The organism is Hyphomicrobium sp. (assembly GCF_035687085.1).
In the GTDB taxonomy this organism is placed as follows: Bacteria; Pseudomonadota; Alphaproteobacteria; order Rhizobiales; family Hyphomicrobiaceae; genus Hyphomicrobium_B.
In genome coordinates this window covers 76506-94120 of sequence record NZ_DASRYS010000001.1, presented here as the reverse complement: position 1 = coordinate 94120, position 17615 = coordinate 76506, and the positions used below count along the sequence as shown (strand labels likewise).

16 protein-coding genes are annotated in these 17615 nt (G+C 60.1%); 10 read left to right on the top strand and 6 right to left on the bottom strand.

Annotated features, from left to right (window positions below; all coding sequences use genetic code 11):
• The first annotated feature begins 144 nt into the window (after positions 1 to 144).
• The 7 genes from VFG26_RS00435 to VFG26_RS00405 all read left to right on the top strand — a co-directional run bounded on the left by VFG26_RS00435 (position 145) and on the right by VFG26_RS00405 (position 7014).
• Positions 145 to 555 carry a hypothetical protein gene (locus tag VFG26_RS00435; RefSeq protein WP_325021084.1) on the top strand — a complete coding sequence of 137 codons (411 nt, stop codon included), beginning with the start codon at positions 145 to 147 and terminating at the stop codon, positions 553 to 555.
• 254 nt (positions 556 to 809) lie between these two features.
• Positions 810 to 2219, top strand: coding sequence for an ABC transporter substrate-binding protein (locus tag VFG26_RS00430; protein ID WP_325021081.1), 1410 nt, complete (start codon positions 810 to 812; stop codon positions 2217 to 2219).
• Between the two features lie 11 nt (positions 2220 to 2230).
• Positions 2231 to 3028: an ABC transporter permease gene (locus tag VFG26_RS00425; protein ID WP_325021079.1), complete on the top strand. Its 798-nt coding sequence runs from the start codon at positions 2231 to 2233 to the stop codon at positions 3026 to 3028.
• A gap of 10 nt (positions 3029 to 3038) precedes the next feature.
• Positions 3039 to 3872, top strand: coding sequence for an ABC transporter ATP-binding protein (locus VFG26_RS00420; protein ID WP_325021077.1), 834 nt, complete (start codon positions 3039 to 3041; stop codon positions 3870 to 3872).
• Between the two features lie 156 nt (positions 3873 to 4028).
• Positions 4029 to 5771, top strand: a complete 1743-nt coding sequence (locus tag VFG26_RS00415; protein ID WP_325021075.1) for a fumarate reductase/succinate dehydrogenase flavoprotein subunit — start codon at positions 4029 to 4031, stop codon at positions 5769 to 5771.
• Between the two features lie 32 nt (positions 5772 to 5803).
• On the top strand, positions 5804 to 6037 hold the full coding sequence (locus VFG26_RS00410) for a ferredoxin family protein (RefSeq protein ID WP_325021073.1): 234 nt from the start codon (positions 5804 to 5806) through the stop codon (positions 6035 to 6037).
• Between the two features lie 23 nt (positions 6038 to 6060).
• Positions 6061 to 7014, top strand: coding sequence for a HEAT repeat domain-containing protein (locus VFG26_RS00405; protein ID WP_325021071.1), 954 nt, complete (start codon positions 6061 to 6063; stop codon positions 7012 to 7014).
• Positions 7015 to 7068: 54 nt separating this feature from the next.
• Here the strand turns inward: VFG26_RS00405 and VFG26_RS00400 are convergent, their stop codons facing one another.
• Positions 7069 to 8073, bottom strand: coding sequence for a LysR substrate-binding domain-containing protein (locus VFG26_RS00400; RefSeq protein ID WP_325021069.1), 1005 nt, complete (start codon positions 8071 to 8073; stop codon positions 7069 to 7071).
• 329 nt (positions 8074 to 8402) lie between these two features.
• Here VFG26_RS00400 and VFG26_RS00395 point away from each other — a divergent pair, with 329 nt between their 5' ends.
• Complete coding sequence (locus VFG26_RS00395) at positions 8403 to 8690, top strand: hypothetical protein (protein WP_325021067.1); 288 nt, start codon at positions 8403 to 8405, stop codon at positions 8688 to 8690.
• Positions 8691 to 8812: 122 nt separating this feature from the next.
• Here the strand turns inward: VFG26_RS00395 and VFG26_RS00390 are convergent, their stop codons facing one another.
• Both VFG26_RS00390 and VFG26_RS00385 read right to left on the bottom strand, forming a co-directional pair.
• A complete protein-coding gene (locus VFG26_RS00390; protein WP_325021065.1) occupies positions 8813 to 10162 on the bottom strand; it encodes a hypothetical protein in 1350 nt (449 codons plus the stop codon).
• 477 nt (positions 10163 to 10639) lie between these two features.
• Positions 10640 to 11620, bottom strand: a complete 981-nt coding sequence (locus VFG26_RS00385) for an ATP-dependent DNA ligase (protein WP_325021063.1) — start codon at positions 11618 to 11620, stop codon at positions 10640 to 10642.
• A 347-nt stretch (positions 11621 to 11967) separates the two neighbouring features.
• Between VFG26_RS00385 and VFG26_RS00380 the strand changes: the two genes are divergently transcribed.
• Positions 11968 to 12246, top strand: a complete 279-nt coding sequence (locus VFG26_RS00380; protein ID WP_325021062.1) for a hypothetical protein — start codon at positions 11968 to 11970, stop codon at positions 12244 to 12246.
• A gap of 19 nt (positions 12247 to 12265) precedes the next feature.
• On the opposite strand, the gene VFG26_RS00375 is transcribed toward VFG26_RS00380, so the two are convergent.
• The 3 genes from VFG26_RS00375 to VFG26_RS00365 are packed head-to-tail and all read right to left on the bottom strand — an operon-like array spanning position 12266 to position 15772.
• Positions 12266 to 13537: an ABC transporter substrate-binding protein gene (locus VFG26_RS00375; protein WP_325021060.1), complete on the bottom strand. Its 1272-nt coding sequence runs from the start codon at positions 13535 to 13537 to the stop codon at positions 12266 to 12268.
• Positions 13538 to 13566: 29 nt separating this feature from the next.
• Complete coding sequence (locus VFG26_RS00370; protein ID WP_325021058.1) at positions 13567 to 15120, bottom strand: ATP-binding response regulator; 1554 nt, start codon at positions 15118 to 15120, stop codon at positions 13567 to 13569.
• Positions 15113 to 15772: a response regulator transcription factor gene (locus VFG26_RS00365; protein ID WP_325021057.1), complete on the bottom strand. Its 660-nt coding sequence runs from the start codon at positions 15770 to 15772 to the stop codon at positions 15113 to 15115. Before VFG26_RS00365 ends, VFG26_RS00370 begins: the two co-directional genes overlap by 8 nt.
• 470 nt (positions 15773 to 16242) lie before the next feature.
• On the opposite strand from VFG26_RS00365, the gene VFG26_RS00360 reads away from it, so the two are divergent.
• Complete coding sequence (locus VFG26_RS00360; protein WP_325021055.1) at positions 16243 to 17550, top strand: transporter substrate-binding domain-containing protein; 1308 nt, start codon at positions 16243 to 16245, stop codon at positions 17548 to 17550.
• The last annotated feature ends 65 nt before the right edge of the window (positions 17551 to 17615 follow it).

The window sequence follows — 17615 nt, the reverse complement described above, 5'->3', positions numbered from 1 at the left end:
TTCGAACTTTCCATCCTCATTCACGAGCCATTGCCGTTTTGGATCGGCGCTTTCGCCGGCTTCTTCTCCTCAATTCTGACAAGCCTGCTCGTCATCGCCTACCATATGTCCCCGCGATAATATTGGGTCGTAACGGGGGGCAGCATGGCTTACGCGATCAAGGCCGCAGTTCGCGACGTGCGAGCGAAGACCTTCGCGTTCGCTGCGCAGAAGACGATGTATGGCGGAAAGCACGTCAGAGAAGGCGATACAATTTTTTTGTTCGCCAGCGAAAACGAAGGCGGCCCGGGGCTCATCGCGCGCGGGGTCGTCACGTCCTCGGAAGCGGTTGCCAAGAAGGATGGCATCGCCCGGCAAACACCGCGCGTCAGTGTCTCGATTAGAGTGACGGCATTCGCGAAGCGGCCGTTGGGACGAAACCAGCTTAAGCAGTTTACCGACTGGGACAATGGTGAGCCCGAGACTGAGCTGAACTTCAAATTCTATCGCCAAGCGACGAACAAGATCGTCGGCGTTTCGGATGAGGCTGTCGCGTTTCTCAGCCGGTTCTTCTAGCGGCGTTTGGATCCTCCGATACTGGCGCCTGCAATGTTAGTAGAAAATCTGCATCAGCGGAGGTGATGATCGCGGCGGTCGATGGATCGATTGCCTGTTCGTAGAGCTGGATTTCTTAGAAGAAATCCGTCTAAACGGGGCGTCGTTCTGAGCTTTACTGCCGTTCATCGCCACTGCAAGTTTGCTCCCAATCCGCGCGATGCCGCCATGAGATGGCGCGTGATCGGAACTGCTCTTTGGGTTGGGGGATAACAATGCGTATTCATTCGCTACTCGCTGGCTTGCTTTTGACGGCGGCTTCTATCGCCTCGGCACAGGCTGAGACGATCCGCGTCGCCATCGGCACGCAGGACACGACGATCAACACTGCGACCGGTGGCCTGATCATCCGCGAGGAGAAGCTGCTCGAGAAATACCTTCCGCGTGACGGCAAGTACAAAGACGTCACGTACGACATCCAGTGGAAGAACTTCACGAGCGGCGCACCGATCACGAACGAACAGATCGCGGGCAAGCTCGACTTCGGCGTCATGGCGGAATTTCCGGGCGTGCTCAATGGCGTTGCGCACGAAAAAGCAGGCCGCAAGAGCCTTTTCATCACGGCGCTTCAGGGCAGCGTCAAGGGGAGCGGCAACGGTATCGTCGTTCCGACGGCATCGCCCGTCCAGTCGTTTTCCGAGCTGAAGGGCAAGACTATTTCCGTGCCATTCGCGTCGACAGCGCACGCTTTCCTGCTGAGAGCGGTTGCTGCGCAAGGTTGGGATCCCGAGAAGGATGTGACGATCATCACGCAGGCGCCGGAGGTTGCGGGCCCCGCGTTGCAAGCCAACAAAATCGACGCGCATGCCGATTTCGTGCCTTTTGCCGAGCTCTTCCCCTGGCGCGGCTTTGCGCGCAAAATTCTTGATGGATCGCAGGCCGAGGGACCGACGTTCCACGGGGCGCTTGTCGACGCCGCTTACGCCGAGAAGTACCCAGAGATCGTTGTTGCGTACCTGCGCGCTGCAATCGAAGCCGATCGCTTGGTTGCGGCGGAGCCCGAGAAATACAGCGAGTTGATTGCGATGGTGACGGGTGTCGAAGCCGAAGTGAACTACCTGTTCCACGGCCCGCTCGGCTTGCAGACACGTGACCTCACTTGGAAGCCCGAGTTCCGTCAGGACGTCGCGACGGCGCTCGAAACCCTGAAGCTTCTGAAGAAGACGGACCAGGGTCTCGACCTCAACACGTTCATCTCCGAGACCTACATCAAGCAGGCCTTCAAGGAAGCCGGTCTCGATTATGAGGCTCAGCTCAAGAACTACGCGCAGTCACCGCTAAATGCGAAGGATGCGCTGACGGGTGAAGAGATCAAGGACGCAAAGCGGGTCGCGCAGATCTGGATCAACGGCGAGCCGCTTGTTCATCACTACGCGACTGCGGCCAACGCGTTCAAAGCGCTCAAGGCCTTCGAGGCCGACGGCAAGACGGTTCGCGTGTTCTACGCCCAGGATCGCGAGAGCGGCATCAAGCTTCTGGGTGCCAAGTCTTGGTTCGTGCGAACGGATAGCGGCGACGTCAGCGCCTTCCTGCTCAAGGAAAACGCCGAGGCGTGGGCCAAGAGCAACGGCGGCAAGGTGCTCGACTACAATGGCGCCCGAGCCGCGGTTCTTGCGAGCAACTGAGGCCGATAGGCTTGGCCCATTCATCTGAAGCGCGATACGGTCGTTGGATCGTAAGAGTAAGCTCGGTCGCCGTCTGCCTCCTCGCGTGGCAGGCGGCTTCCGCCTGTCACATCAATCTCGGGATCGTGACGTTTGCCAATGTGCCGGCGCCGACCGACGTGCTCGCTGCAGCCATCGAGTTCGCGGAATCTCCGAAGGTGTTCTCGCATATCGGCACCAGTCTGATGCGCGTGTTCGCGGGATACGCGATTGCGGCGATCGTTGGCATTGCGATCGGCCTCGCCATCGGAAGGTCGAAGCGGGCGTCGGATTTTCTATCGCCGCCGCTCGAATTGCTGCGGCCGATACCAGCCGTCGCCTGGATTCCGCTGGCCGTGCTGATGTTTCCGTCTTCCGAGCTTTCGATGATCTACATAACCTTCATCGGGGCGCTGTTCCCCATCCTACTCAATACTGTGCACGGGGTTGAGAACGTCGATCCGCGTCTCGTCGCGTCGGCGCGCAGTCTGGGTGGAACGCGGGGCGCCATCCTGCGTGAAGTGATCTTGCCAGGTGCTGCGCCCAGCATCGTCACGGGCCTCGCTGTCGGCATGGGGACTTCGTGGTTCTGCCTCATCACGGCCGAGATGATCTCCGGCCAGTTCGGCATCGGCTATTTCACCTGGGAGTCCTACACGCTGCAGAACTACGCCGACATTGTCGTCGGCATGTTTCTGATCGGTGTGCTCGGCATGGGGAGCAGCTATCTGCTTCGGAGAATCGGCGGGGCGTTGACGCCATGGCATACGCCTGAGGAATTACGCCGATGAGCGTCGTGAATTGAGTGCTCTGGTCAAGGGCGGCCGCATCGATGCGGAGCATGTATCGATTGCGCTTGGACGGGGTGCGGACGCGTTCGAGGCCGTGCAGGACGTCGGCTTCACCATCGAGCCCGGTGAACTCGTGTGCATTCTCGGGCCTTCCGGCTGCGGGAAGTCGACGCTGCTCGGCGCGCTTGCCGGGCACATCGAAATTGCCAAGGGCAAGCTGCACGTTGATTCCGCGCCGGTGTCGGGGCCCCATCCCGATCGTGGCATCGTGTTCCAGCATCACACGCTTTTTCCCTGGAAGACCGCGCGCGACAACGTCGCGTTTGGGCCGAAGATGCGCGGCTATGGCAAGGCGGAACGCAGGCGGCTTGCGACCGAGATGCTCGAGCTCGTTGGCCTCAGCGACTTCGCCAATCGGTATCCCAAGCAGCTATCGGGCGGCATGCAGCAGCGCGTGGAAATCGCGCGCGTTCTGGTGAACCGGCCGCGGCTGTTGCTGATGGACGAGCCGTTCGGTGCGCTCGACGCACTGACGCGCTTGATGATGCAGGAGCTGCTGCTCGCGATCTGGCGGCATGTTCCGACAACCATCGTGTTCGTGACGCACGATATTGACGAAGCGCTGTTTCTGGCCGACCGGATCATCGTCATGAGCCCGCGGCCTGGCCGCATCCTGGAAGTGATCAAGGTTCCCTTCGAGCGTCCGCGGCCGACTGAGATCATGGCCTCGGCGGAGTTCGGAAAGCTCAAGGCGCATTGTCTCGGACTATTGCGGTCGACTCAGGATCCGCATCCGCTGCAACGGCTCAGTCCGCTTGGCATAGCGGCCGGTGCGCGTCTCTAGCCGCGGCCCTTATCAAGTAATCACATATCGACTGAAGTTTTTCTTGGTACGGCATCGGCATCAGCGCCGTTTAGAAGTTTCGATATCATTTTTTCATGCTTCAGCAGCGCATCGGACAACGATCGCAGCGAAGACCTAGAGCAGCACGGGGACTTCATGAGTTTGGACAAGATCGTCGACGGCCTCAACGAGGTGGAATGCGACGTGCTTGTGATCGGTGGCGGGACGGCTGGCCCCATGGCGGCGCTGAAAGCCAAGTTGAAGAACCCCGGCGCCAAAGTCATTTTGCTTGAGAAGGCGAACGTCAAACGGTCGGGGGCCATCAGCATGGGCATGGACGGGTTGAACAACGCCGTCATTCCCGGTCATGCGACGCCTGAGCAGTATACGCGCGAGATCACGATCGCAAATGATGGCATCGTCAACCAGAAGGCGGTCCTGAAGTACGCGCAGGAATGCTACGCCATCATTCAGGAGCTCGATCGTTACGGCATCCGTTTTCAGAAGAACGAGAACGGCGACTTCGACATGAAGAAGGTGCACCATCTCGGCACCTACGTGCTGCCGATGCCGAACGGCGATACGGTGAAAAAGGCGCTTTACCGTCAGTTGCGCCGCGCGCAGCTTCTCATTTCAAACCGCTACATCGCGACGCGGCTGCTGAAAGACAAAGATGGACGTACTGCTGGCGCCATTGCCGTCAACACGCGCACGGCGGAGTTCCTCGTCATCAAGGCGAAGGCCGTCATTCTGTGTATGGGAGCTGCGGGGCGGCTCGGGCTTCCAGCGTCGGGTTACCTCTTCGGCACCTATGAGAACGCGGCCAATTCGGGCGATGGCTATGCGATGGCCTATCACGCCGGCGCGAAGCTCGCGAACCTCGAGTGTTTCCAGATCAATCCACTGATCAAGGATTACAACGGGCCGGCCTGCGCTTATGTCGCCGGACCATTCGGCGCCTACACGGTGAACAACGAGGACGCGCGCTTTATCGAATGCGACTACTGGTCGGGCCAAATGATGCTGGAGTTCTACAACGAGCTTCAGTCCGGCAAGGGTCCGGTGTTCCTCAAGCTCAATCATCTGCACGAGAATACGATCTCGGAGATCGAGTCCATTCTGCACAAGGTCGAGCGGCCTTCGCGCGGGCAGTTCCACGCCAACCGTGGCACGGATTATCGTAGTTCCAAGATCGAGATGCACGTTTCCGAAATCGGGTTCTGCTCGGGCCATAGTGCGTCCGGCGTGTTCGTCGATGAATTCGCGAGGACGACGGTGCCAGGTCTTTACGCGGCGGGCGATATGGCGAGCGTTCCGCACAGCTACATGCTGGGCGCCTTCACTAATGGATCGATCGCGGGCGAACACGCGAGCGATTATGCCAAAGACACCGATTTCGCCGCCTACGATCCGGAAGACGTTGCGCGGGAGCGCGAGCGCGTGTTGGCGCCGACGCGGCGTGAAGACGGCATCCCGCCCAACCAGATCGAGTACAAGACGCGCCGTTTCGTGAATGATTATTTGCAGCCTCCCAAGGTTCCGCAAAAGTACAGGTTGGCGCAGTCGCGGTTTGCCGAAGTGCGCGAAGATCTCGAGACGGGGATGATCGCACGCAATGCGCACGAGCTTCTCCGCGCGCTCGAAGCATCTTCGATTTTGGATTGCGCCGATATGGCTGCGGCTTCTTCGCTGTTCCGCACCGAAAGCCGCTGGGGCCTCTATCATTTGCGCACCGATCACCCGGGGCGAGATGACGAGAATTGGTTCTGTCACACGCTGCTCGGCAAGGTGGATGGGCAGATGACGTGCGAGAAGCGCGCTGTCGATCCTTACGTCGTGCCGATCGAGGATGACGAGAAGGATCTCTATTACCGCCAGCGCGTCGAAGCACGCGCCTGACCGAAAAACTACGACTATCAAGGGAGTTTGTTATGCCGCTGGCAAATACGCCGACGAGCGTTCCAGTCGTCGTCGATAATGAGAAATGCATCGCGGACAAGGGCTGCACCGTTTGTGTGGATGTCTGTCCGCTCGACGTTCTGCGCATCAGTGAAATGACGAACAAGGCTTACATGGCCTACGACGAATGCTGGTACTGCCTGCCATGCCAGTGCGACTGCCCGACGGCGGCGCTGACGGTCAACATTCCCTACCTTCTCAAGTAAACAGGGGGCGTGTGCTCGTACCGATGGCCGGCATCTTTGAAGACACCGCCGATCTGAATGAACTTGCGGAAGCGCTGCGCTCTGGCGATGCCGGCGAGCGCCGTGTAGCGATTTTGGATCTTGCCGATTCCGGCTTGCCGGAGGCCATCCCGCTGCTCGCCTCGGCGCTGAGCGATGACGATGCCGGCATTCGACTGCAGGCGGCCACCGCGCTCGGATCGTTCGATGGGGTGGAGGCAGCTGATGCTCTCACGCGCGCACTGACGGACACCGATCCAGGCGTTGCGCAAGCCGCCGCTGAAAGCTTGGCGGAACTCAAGGATCCGGCCAGCGCCGACGTCATCTTGCCCTTTGTCGAGCATCCCTCGGCCTTCGTCAAAGAAGCCGCTTTGCGCGCGCTGAAAGAGTTGCGGCGGCCGGAGGCGCTGAAACCTGCGCTCGGCGCCTTGCGAGATGACGATCCGCGCGTTCGCGTCCATGCCGTCGGCGTCATTGGGTTTTTGAAGCTCGAGGAATCCGTGCCTGCTCTCCGTTCTGCGGCGTCGGACAGCGACGCGACGGTGCGCCGGGCTGCGATCAATGCGCTTGCGTTCTCGCAGGCACCGGCGTCTGCCGATGTTATTGCACGGGCACTCAACGATCCTGAATGGCCGGTGCGCGAGGTCGCGGCGGAGTCGCTGGGCCGAAGTCCAGGAGGCGCGGCCGCAAAGGACGCGCTCGTTGCGCGGCTCGAGGATGAGTTTTGGCAGGTGCGGCTGAAGGCTATTCGCAGCTTGGCGGCGCTGAAGATCCGTTCAAGCGCGCTTGCAATCGCGCCGAGCCTCAAGCATTCGCAGCCCAATTTGCGCAAGGAGGCTGCTGCCGCACTCGGCGAACTGCGGGCCAGCGAAGCGAAGGCGTTTCTCGAAGAGGCGGCCGACGACATCGACGCCGACGTACGCAAGAACGTGCGTTGGGCGCTCGGTCGACTCGACTAATCGTTTGGAGCGCGTCCATGGAGGCTTGTTGGGAGGCCTCCTCCGCGCTTCGCCTCACGCTGTCAGACTGAGATCACGATTCCAATAGCTGAGCCGCGGGTGCGCAAACGGGTGCCCCGGCTGCAAGTGCTCGTTGCCGTCGAGCAGCTCGGCATCTCGGATGTCGTTCTCGGTCAGATGCGGCGCGCAGAGTTCCATGAAGCGGTAGACAAAGCCTCGCTGGAGGCGGCCGCGGCGGATTGCGATGCTGGTCGTGCTGGGTGCGAACGGTTGAGCGCAGTCGATCACGCGCAGCTCCGCGTCGCGCGCTTCATCATAGGCCATTGGCGCGATGAGCCCGACGCCTAAGCCCGACGCGACGTAGGTTTTGATGACGTCGGCATCGAGCGCAGTCAGCGAAATATTGGGATGGAGGTTGGCGTTCTCGAAAGCCTCGTCGATGCGGCCACGGCCGGTGATTCCGGACTCGTAAGTGATGATGGGATGCTGCACGAGTTCATCCAGCGTCACGGCTTTGCCGCTTGCGAGCGGATGCCCGGCTGGCGCCACGACAATATGGCTCCACTCGTAGAAGGGGAATGTGAGGATGTTTTCGACGTCGCTGAAGACGTCGGTGCCTATGCCAATGTCAGCCTCACCCGCGAGCAGGAGTGAGGGGATGTCCTTGGGGTTCGTCTGCCGCAGCTCCAGCCGGACCGCAGGGAAGCTGCGCTTGAACTTCACAACAATCTCGGGAAGCGCGTAGCGGGCTTGCGTATGGGTCGTCGCGATCTGCAGGATGCCTTGGTCCTGGACGGCATACTGGGCGGCGGCCTGCTTGATGTTGTCGGCTTCGAAGAGGACGCGTTCGGCCATGCGGGCGACATCAGCACCAAGGTCCGTCAGGCCAAGAAGGCGCTTGCCGCGGCGGATGAACAAAGGCGACCCCAGCTCTTCCTCGAGTTCTCGGATCTGCTTGCTGACACCCGACTGCGAGGCGAATATTGCGTTCGCCACGTCCGTTATATTGAACTTGTAGCGAATGATCTCACGCAGGATTCGCAACTGTTGGAAGTTCATCGCCCCTCTCGAATATTCGTCGACTGCTCGCTGTCAGCACCGCTGGCGACCACGAAATGCTGTCGGTTTTTGCTATTGGCCCGCGTCACACGTTATGGTCTTCGCCGGACAAGCCAATGAAGTTCTTCTTATTTTGATATTCCCGGGGGGAATTTGCGGGCCGGCGCTGCGACGCAGATCGATCACATCGCGCTCGACGCTAAATTGGATTCTTCGATGTTATTTCGGACTGACCAGAGAGCATGACTCAACTGCACTTTAAGTGATTTGCTTATCGCCGACTTCGTAATACGAATTGTACAAAAGGTAATAACGAAGGAGGCGAACCTATGAAGCGGACCATTCTTCCTCTCACAGCGGCATTGGCAGTCCTATCGTTCGCGGCCCTGCCGGCTGCGGCCGGCCACAGGGCGCACGGCTACAATCCCGATGGTTCGCTGACCGCCTGCAGCCGTTATGGCAATGGCTGCTACACGGCCGGGCTGCGGTCTGGGCGCGATGGCAAGAAGCTCGTTCTTCGTCACGGTACGAAGATTGACTGCAATCGCGACTGCGAGGGTACGCTTCGGGAAGCAACCGTCGATTTCTGGGACACGATGCGCGAAAACGGCAGCTGAGTTCGCGCCGCGCGTCTTCTCGAAAAGTAAGAGGGCCGCGTCTCGTGAAGAGACGCGGCCCTCTCGTTAGATCACATCTACGGATGACCAAGACGGGGTGTAGAGATCATCCCTTATTGCGATCAAAACTTGATCTGGGCGCCTGCCGTGATGAACTGGATGGCATCGATGCTGGCATCGCGCGTCGCCACTCCGTTCGTCGTCGTAACGTCGAGCTGGACGTGCTTGTAGGACAGGTAGAGATCGACAACTTCGCTCAGGTTCTGATTGAGGCCCACGCCCCAGCCTTCGATCTGCGAGTTGGCGACTTGATTAAAGCCCGTTCCCAAGGTCGGTACATTGAGAATGCCGCCGCTGTTGGTGCTGGCAGCGCCACGATCCAGGTTGAAGTACTCACCGAAGACCGTGGTTTTGCCGATGGGGAAGAACTTGCGCTCGATACCGGCCTGGATGGTCCAGAAGCTGGTGTCGTCATCGACGTTGCGGCCGTAGAGAGCGTCCAGACCATCGTCATGAAGGTGGCCGTAGGCACCGGAAGCGTAGAGCCCCGTTTCGACATGAAAGATCGATGCGCTCAAACCGAATTCCTGCGTGTCACCGACGCCGCGCGAGACGCCAGAGGTGTGATCGGGACCCGGGATATCGTTCGATTCCGTGTAGGCGATGCCGCCCGCCAACTTGAAGCCTGAGAATTCCCCAGCATAGCGAAGGGCGATGTTCCAGATGTCGTCTTCGCCCCATGCGGCCGAGGCAGTGAAGCCTGCGATCGTCGGCGCTTCATACTTGACGACGTTGAAACGATGGCCTTCACCCGGGATTGCCTGCTGCGTGCCCCGCGCAACGAATTGGCCATAACGTGCGGCGCTCAGCACGCCGTCCGTACGACGGACGAAGAAGCCCGAACCGCCATCGCCGAAGGTATTGCCCCAGCTGTTGGAGTAGGAGAAGTGGTTGGTATTCGCGAGGTTGATCTCGGTAATGCCGTCAGCCGCGTCAGACGTCTGACCGACCCACACCTTGCCGTACTCCTTGCCGGACAGATACCAGGCGCTGTGGCGAACGCTTACGCCGTTGTCGGCGCCGGGGCCGTCTTGGCTGATACGATCTTCACGGGCGCCTCGTACGCCAAGTTCGAGCAAGTAGCCGGCGTTCCAGCCTGGCGCGATTTGCGCTTGGCCGAGGAAGCGAACGCGATCCTGCGCCGTTTCGTTCGTCACGACATAGGCGTTGCGCTCGACGCCATCATCCCAGCCGAGGACGGCTTCGTTGACGAAGCCGGAAACGGTCAGAGAGACTTTGCGATTGCCCTTGCGGGCCGCGGTCGCCTCGAGTTCCGCGATGCGCTCTTCGAGGTCGGCGCAGCAGTTGCCCCCGAGATCTGCGGCCGACGCAGGCGCAGTGCCCACAAGCGCCAATCCCGCCGCTGCTATGCCGGCAGCGAAGCCTGCGCGTTTATAAGTCCCCCCGAACATTCCGTACCTCCAAAGATCAAACAGTTACTCGCCGCCTCATGACGTCGACCGCGTGTTGCGCGATGTGGTCAGCCGGTTGAGCGGCGCGTCCCCTGCGCGCCGATCGTCACCGGTTAGGCTCGATGGAGGCTGAATAAAGCTGAGGAAAATTCGGATATGAAATGAGATAAATTCCAACCCATAGGAATGAGTTGGTTCTTTCTAAAGAACGAAAAGAGGAATACTCGGGCTATCGCGAAATGTGTGCTGTGCGTATCGCGGCAACGCGGAAAGGCGGTCCCGCTCGGCGCGTTTTTTCCAGCTTAGCGGCGGCTATGCCGGCGATCTTGGACATGACGCATGAATTGAGTTGTTTGCTTATTCTGATTTTTCACAACGGATTCTCGCGGCGGTGCAGCCGTGTGGCGCGGTGTGATCAAAGCGAGAAAATCTTGTGGCACGAGTGTCACACAATTTGTGACTAGGTCAGGCTCGGTCCTAAGCGATCTGGTCGAATGTGCACTGGGCGGGCGCTTTGTCGGGACGCCACCGCAGCAGCCGCGTTCCATGGCGGAAGCGATTTCCGGTCACATGGTCGTAGCTCACCTCGGCGACGAGCTCGGGTTTCAGTGGCTGCCATTCTGCGGAGCGCTCCGTCGCCCAACGGCTGGGGCCTCCCGGCGCATCTCCGGTGAAGCCGGGCGGCGCGATGAGCTTTTCGAGCTTCGCGGTCAGAGCGGCTTTGTCGGTGTTGGCAAGGGCCGATGTGAAGCCGACGTGATGCAGTAGGCCTTGATCGTCATAGAGGCCCAACAACAACGAGCCGACGAGCTTGCTGCCCTGACCGTAACGAAAGCCGCCGACGACGCAGTCCGCCGTGCGGATGCGCTTCACCTTGATCATGGCGCGCTCGCCGAAGCGATAGGGCAAGTCGAGCCGTTTCGCGATGACGCCGTCGGTGCCAGCATGGCCGCTCTTCAGCCAGCGATTGGCGATTTTTAGATCTTCCGTCGACTCCGTGAGCGATATGCTTTCCGGCAGCTTTGCTGCGAGCTTTTCGAGTGCGCGGCGCCGCTCGGAGAGTGGACGCTCGTGAATGGGGACGCCTTTCACGGAGACGAGCGTGTCGAAGACCACCAGAGAGGCGGGTGTTTCGTTTGAAAGCTTTTTGATGCGGCTGGGGGCGGGGTGCAGACGCATCTGCAACGCGTCGAATGCGGGTTTGCCGTCGAGCACAATGCGGAGTTCGCCATCCAGGGCGACGCGTTCCGCTTTGATCGCGGCGACCGCGCTTACGACCTCAGGAAAGAAAGACGTCAAAAGCTTCCCGGATTTGGCCTGCAGTTCGACCGACGCGCCATCCTTGAATGCCAAGCAGCGGAAGCCGTCCCACTTCGGCTCATAAAGCCAGCCCGGCCCGACGGGGAGGTCGGCGGCGAGCTTCGCTTCCATCGGATAAATGGGGTTCTGTTGCGGCATGGGAGCTCCTCCGCGCAAATGCCATCGCCGGCTACTTCGTTCCGCTGGGAGCTGCGCGGTACAATAAAATCCGCGCTTTTTTCTATAATCCTGCGCGGCGTATTCCCTTGTGATTTGCCAATCCAGGTGGAAGGCGGCCGGCATTCTGCCGGGTCCATGGAGGCCGAGGAACCAGGCTCTGCTGTAAAGGTTGGATTGGCGGAAAATGGGCTCGTTTTGTGCGGAACGCACGTTTGAGGTCTCCCATGGTCGTCATGCGTAATTGCAGGCTTGCTCTGGTGGCCGCCTCGGCAATGGTCTGTACGGCTCTTCCCGCAAGTGCGGGACGGTACGATGGAATGTGGAGCATGGTCGCCCAGACAACGCGCGGGCATTGCGGCGTCGTCGAAATTCCGTTCGCGGTCAGTGGTGGCCGCATTTTCTCTACGGGCGGCTTCTTCGCGTTCTATCCGATCAATATGGACGGGCGCGTATCAGGTTCTGGACAGGCACGGCTGGTTGCGGTCTCCGGACCGCGTATTGCGCGGGGCGCTGGACGCTTCACCTTTCTTCGAGGCCGCGGAACGTGGGCTGGCACTGGGCCCTCGGGCCTCTGCTCCGGCGTCTGGACCGCCAGCCGCATCTGATGCGCGTACCGCAAACTTCTTAGAAGTCCGTCAGTCCGCGCGAATTGACGAGTGCGGGCTTGGGCTTCGCCGATCGCTTGTTCATCCAGGGCGGAAGGACGAACCGTTCGGTGTTGTAAGGCTCGGGCGCGATCATCGAGAGCGGTTCGCGGTGGTCTTGGATCTGATAGAAGATATGCGGCATCCCGAGCGAGGGGTCATGCGTCATGACCGGGTAGGGGACGACGGCTTGCCAGTCGGGATGGTAGCGGATCGTTCCGTGGACGGTGCGATAGATCATGCCCTTCAGCGCAAAGGCCACTTTCCGGTTCTGTTCGAAGTCTCCTGGCGCTCCTGAGCCGCCGGCCATTGCTGCGCCGATCGCGTAGTGATGCATGTTGCCATAGGATTGGCAGCCGATGGTCGGCGTCGAACCATCTCCGAAGCGGGCCTTGTAACGGGCTTCGAAGCGCTTGCCCATTTCATCGCGCAGCAAGCCGATGATCGACGAGACGATGACGCCGTTGCTTGCTTCCTGAGCAATGTCGGTGAACGTGCGATGGACGGCGCCGTATTGCAGGTAGACGAGGCAGTCCATAGGCTTTTCGACGAACTGCTTTTGGAAGTGTGCCAGATCGCCCGCGTAGAAGTGCGTGTTGGCGAGTACCGCCGGGTTCGTTGCGCGAACTTCTTCGATGACGTCGCGCCATTTGCTCGTCGGCGTTTGAACGATTTTTGGTCCGAAGCAGACGCGCCAGCCGAAACTCGCAGCGGCGTTCGCCATCGCGTTGGAGATAACGATGCTGTAGGGCGTCGAGCCCGAAATGATCGCGAGACGATCGGAGTTCGGTGTCCACTGGCCGCTGTCTCGCAGCCAGGAGATGAACTTGATGAACCCCGGCCCGTACCAATAATCCGCGGGGTCGGCCATGAAGCATCCGAAATACCGATCCGGATTGCTCATCACGGTGTCGTGGTGCTGAAGCAGCGTGTTGGCGTGAACGTAGATGATGCCAGCGTCGGCAATCGGCTCGTATTCGGAGTTTTGAGCTCCGATGTTGTAGCCGTTGACGATGGCGTGGACCTTATGTTTTTCGATCAGCCAGCGCGCAGCCGCGACGACTTCCTTCGCCGACTGCCGGCACGTGTCGGCGAAAATCGGCTGGATGGGTCGGCCGAGCAATCCACCGCGTGCGTTCAGCTCTTCGCAGGCCAAAATCATACCGTTCCGGAATTCGGCGCCATCAGCAGCTGCGGGCCCTGTCAGGGGAACCATGCTGCCAATGGGAACGGGAGACGTATCGCCTTTCACGTGAGATCTGTCCTTTGCTGGATGAATTATCAGGAGCCCGTTTGCCTGTGGACGTCAGGCTCGAAGAGGAGGTTGTGCATCAAAACGCGCAGGCGGGGCGGGCTCACGGGTTTGATCAGCACGGGGACGCCTGCCTCGCGGATGCCGTTGATGACCTTCGGCTCGGCGTCGGCGGTGACGACAATCGCGGGCGTGTCCTCACCGGCGGCTTTGCGTATTGCATTGATCACGTCGAGCCCGGTACGGGTCTGGAGATTGTAGTCGGCGATGATGAGTTCGGGCTCGGCGCCATCGGCCACGAGGCGCAAAGCGTTCTCCTCGTTGGCCGCCGAATGGACGTCGATGCCCCAGCGGCGGAGCAGCTGCGCCATGGACTCGCGGAGAATCTCGTCGTCCTCGACGAGCAGCACGGGCGTTCCCGCGAACTCGCCTGCCACCGCTTCGGTGATCTCGGCAGCCAGTCCGTTTTCGCTGTGCCATATGTTTCCAAGCGGGATCCAAACCGAAAAAATGGAGCCCTTGCCGACTTTGGAGCGCAGTCTGATCGGATGCTCGAGCAGTTCCGCCAGGCGCATGACGATATTGAGTCCTAGTCCCAACCCCTTCTTTTGAGCGCGGTTGTCGTCGGCCACCCGGTAGAACTCTTGGAAGACGCGATCGCAATCTTCCTCTTTGATGCCGCGACCGGTGTCGACGACTTCGATGCGCAATCCGCGGCCTTCTTTGCGGCAGCCGATCAGAACGCTTCCGACCTCGGTGAAGCGAATGGCATTGGCGACGAAATTGCTGAGGATGCGTTCCAGCAGCGCGCGATCGGTAGACACCGTCTTGTTCGGCGTGACGAACCTGAGACGGAGGCCCTTCTCTTGGGCTTGATGGCGAAACTGAATTCGCAGCCGGTCGAAGAGATCGGAGAGCTGGAAGGACGTTATGCGCGGCTGGATGCGGCCGGCGTCGAGCTGGCCGATTTGCAGCAGTGCGCCGAGGAGATCTTCCATGATCGACGCCGCCACGCCCATGGCGTGGAGGATCTCGGATCTCTGTTCCTCGTCCTGCTCACGGAGGCAATTGTAGATAAGGATTTTCAGCGAGGCGAGCGGCTGGCGCAAGTCGTGGTTGGCGGCGCGCAGAAAACGCGATTTTGCTTCATCGGTCGCTTCGGCCGCTTCCTTGGCCTCACGCAGCTCCCGCTCGTTCCGCTTCACCGCGGTGACATCGGTGAATGTGACCACCATGCCGCCCTGTGCTGCCGGCCTTTGCGCAACATGCATGATGTTGCCCGTGGCGAACTGATAGTCGGCCTCGTTGATGACGCCGAAGTCTCTGATGGTTTCCTGCGCCCAGTCGTCGGGCGCCGACGGGAGCACCCATTCGTGAGACTGAGCTACGGCGGCGACGTATTCGTCGTACTGCATTCCGAGCGCGACGGGCAGGCCGCAGCCGCGATGGAATCCCTCATTGATATAGATGAGCACGCGATCGGGCGACCATACGAGGATGCCGATGTCGATGGCGTCCAATCCGTCCCAGATGGGCGCAAGTTCTACCACGCCGCCCTGCAGGCTCGTGCGCCTATCATCCATTGGCTGCACTAGGGGCGCGGCCGAAGTGCGTAATGGCATAGTGCACGGCGCTCGTGCGGTCGCGGAGATTGAGTTTCTTCATGGCATTGCCGAGGTGGATGCGGACCGTCTGGCTGCTAAGCCCCAGTTCTTCGGCGATAGCTTTCACGGACGAGCCACCGCCCAGCAATGAAAGCACATCGCGTTCACGTTCGGTAAGCGCACCGAGGTCGCGGCCGGTCGAGGCTGGTTTGGCTTGAGCAGCAGGGGCGGAGGATCGTTCGATGATCCGCCGCGGAAAGGACACCTCGCCGGCGAGCACGCGTTCCAGAGCCCGTTCGATTTCGGAGCCTGCCGCCGACTTCGGGATATAGCCGATCGCACCTTGCTTGACGGAGCCGATCACGTGCTCGACGTCTTCATGCACCGAGACGACAACGACTGGGACATCGGGGAACTGGGAGCGAAGGACACTTAGGCCTCCGAGTTCCTCGACGCCTGGCATGACGAGATCGAGGAGGATAAGGCTCGTGTCCGGATGCTCGGCGAGTAATGCCGTGAGCTCTGCGAACGTCTCGGCCTCAAAGGTCTCAAGCTTCTGGTCAAGCCGGCGCATGACCTGCTTGAGGGATTGTCTAACGACCCAGTGGTCGTCGGCGATGATGACCTTCATCCTTACGCTAGCTCCCTTAGCGTTGGCCTTTCTGTCTAGACGAAATGCGTCTAGGGCGGCCTTGTTCAGTGTTGTGCCGGTAGCGGCAGGACGTGCTCCCATTCGCTTCCGATTCGAGCGAAGTGGAAAGGGCGTTCTAGACGCCTACAACACGCAAGCTGGTATGGCTGTCAATCGTCAGCCTGCAACACGAGCATGGAGTCGGCTCAACGCTCAGCGCTTGCCACACAGGCGAGGGCTGTATTTTGCCTGATATTTCAGCGGGGCGGAGGCGAAAAAAGGGCAGGCCGCACAGCGTTTCGGCAGGTGACACGAGATGAAAAGAAATTTTCTTGCAGGGCAATAAAAGTGATTGACGCTCCGCCGAAAGTCGCCGCATCGTCTAGACGCGAGGTCTAGAGCCTCGTGCGAACATCTAGCAGTGCGTTTCGCGAGATACGCGCGCTCCGGCCTTCCAGGGGGACCCGAAAATGGATTTCACGCGCCGAAGACTCCTCACGACCACGCTGGCCGCATCGGCGGCTGTCGGCATGCCTCATCTCTGGCTACCTGGTTCGAAAGAGGCTTGGGGCGCGACCCTCAAGAAGGGTGAACCCATCAAGGTCGGGCTGCTGTTTTCTTTGACCGGCGCGCTGGCAGTGCCGGAAGAAGACTCCACCCTCGTACTGCAATACGCATTCGAAGAGATCAATAAGAACGGTGGCATTAACGGGGTCCCCGTCGAGCCGGTCATCGTCGACGCGAAGTCGGACTTCAACGTCTACGCGGAAAAAACGAAGGAGCTGATCCTTCGCGAAAAGGTTATCGCGCTCTTCGGCTGCTATACCTCGGCCAGCCGCAAGGCGATCCTGCCGACGGTCATGCAGCGGAACCATCTGCTCTACTATCCGACCTGCTACGAAGGCGCGGAATGCACGCAGAACACCATCTGCACGGGCCCGCTCGCCAACCAGCATTCGAAGGACCTCATCCCCTTCATGGTGGAGAAGTTCGGCAAGAAGGTCTTCTTCGTCGGTTCCAACTACGTCTGGCCGAAGGAGTCGAACAAGAACGCCAAGATTTGGCTGGAGCAGGTTGGCGGCGAGTTGGTGGGCGAGGAATACATTCCGCTCGGCAGCTCGGAATTCGGTCCCGTGCTCAACAAGATCCGCGATACCAAGCCGAACTTCATCTTCTCGACGGTCGTCGGTGCTTCCGACATCGCCTTCCACAAGCAGTTCAAGCAGGAAGGCTTCAAAGTCGATTCGATGCCGATTGCTTCGCTCACGACCGGTGAGATCGAGACGCGGGCCATGGGTGCTGAATTCGGCGCCGGGCATTTCCTCTCTGCGCCCTACTTCCAGACGCTCGACAACCCGACCAACCAAAAGTTCGTCGAAGGCTTCCTGAAGAGCAAGTACGGCAAGAACGGCGTCACCCACTACAACATGGAAGAGACGTACCTCTCCGCTTACATTTTCAAGGCCGGATTGGAAAAGGCTGCTGCCGCAGTCGGCATCGAGAACGTTACGCCGCGCGTCATTCGCGATCACTCGGCTGGCATTCGTGTCGAGGACGAGGTGTCGCCGGAAGGTCTCGTCTGGATCGACGAGAACAACTTCAACACCTGGCTGAAGCCGAAGATCGGCCAATGCCAGGGAGACGGAACCTTCAAGGTGTTGAAGGCGGCCGAGCAGCACGTCGCTCCCGATCCCTACTCGATCTATCCGAACCTCGGCACCTGCACGAAGGACGGGCTGAAGGCAGCCGACGGCAAGCTTCGTACGAACGTCATCTAACGGCATTGGGCCCGCGGCGAGCGGGGACGCGGGCCCATTTCGCATTTCAAAATGAAACGACAGAC

Bases quoted from the DNA above. Each gene is read 5' to 3' on its own strand.
- VFG26_RS00435 (WP_325021084.1), top strand. From the start codon at position 145: ATGGCTTACGCGATCAAGGCCGCAGTTCGCGACGTGCGAGCGAAGACC.
- VFG26_RS00430 (WP_325021081.1), top strand. From the start codon at position 810: ATGCGTATTCATTCGCTACTCGCTGGCTTGCTTTTGACGGCGGCTTCT.
- VFG26_RS00415 (WP_325021075.1), top strand. From the start codon at position 4,029: ATGAGTTTGGACAAGATCGTCGACGGCCTCAACGAGGTGGAATGCGAC.
- VFG26_RS00410 (WP_325021073.1), top strand. From the start codon at position 5,804: ATGCCGCTGGCAAATACGCCGACGAGCGTTCCAGTCGTCGTCGATAAT.
- VFG26_RS00405 (WP_325021071.1), top strand. From the start codon at position 6,061: ATGGCCGGCATCTTTGAAGACACCGCCGATCTGAATGAACTTGCGGAA.
- VFG26_RS00400 (WP_325021069.1), bottom strand. From the start codon at position 8,073: ATGAACTTCCAACAGTTGCGAATCCTGCGTGAGATCATTCGCTACAAG.
- VFG26_RS00395 (WP_325021067.1), top strand. From the start codon at position 8,403: ATGAAGCGGACCATTCTTCCTCTCACAGCGGCATTGGCAGTCCTATCG.
- VFG26_RS00390 (WP_325021065.1), bottom strand. From the start codon at position 10,162: ATGTTCGGGGGGACTTATAAACGCGCAGGCTTCGCTGCCGGCATAGCA.
- VFG26_RS00385 (WP_325021063.1), bottom strand. From the start codon at position 11,620: ATGCCGCAACAGAACCCCATTTATCCGATGGAAGCGAAGCTCGCCGCC.
- VFG26_RS00380 (WP_325021062.1), top strand. From the start codon at position 11,968: ATGGTCGCCCAGACAACGCGCGGGCATTGCGGCGTCGTCGAAATTCCG.
- VFG26_RS00370 (WP_325021058.1), bottom strand. From the start codon at position 15,120: ATGGATGATAGGCGCACGAGCCTGCAGGGCGGCGTGGTAGAACTTGCG.
- VFG26_RS00365 (WP_325021057.1), bottom strand. From the start codon at position 15,772: ATGAAGGTCATCATCGCCGACGACCACTGGGTCGTTAGACAATCCCTC.
- VFG26_RS00360 (WP_325021055.1), top strand. From the start codon at position 16,243: ATGGATTTCACGCGCCGAAGACTCCTCACGACCACGCTGGCCGCATCG.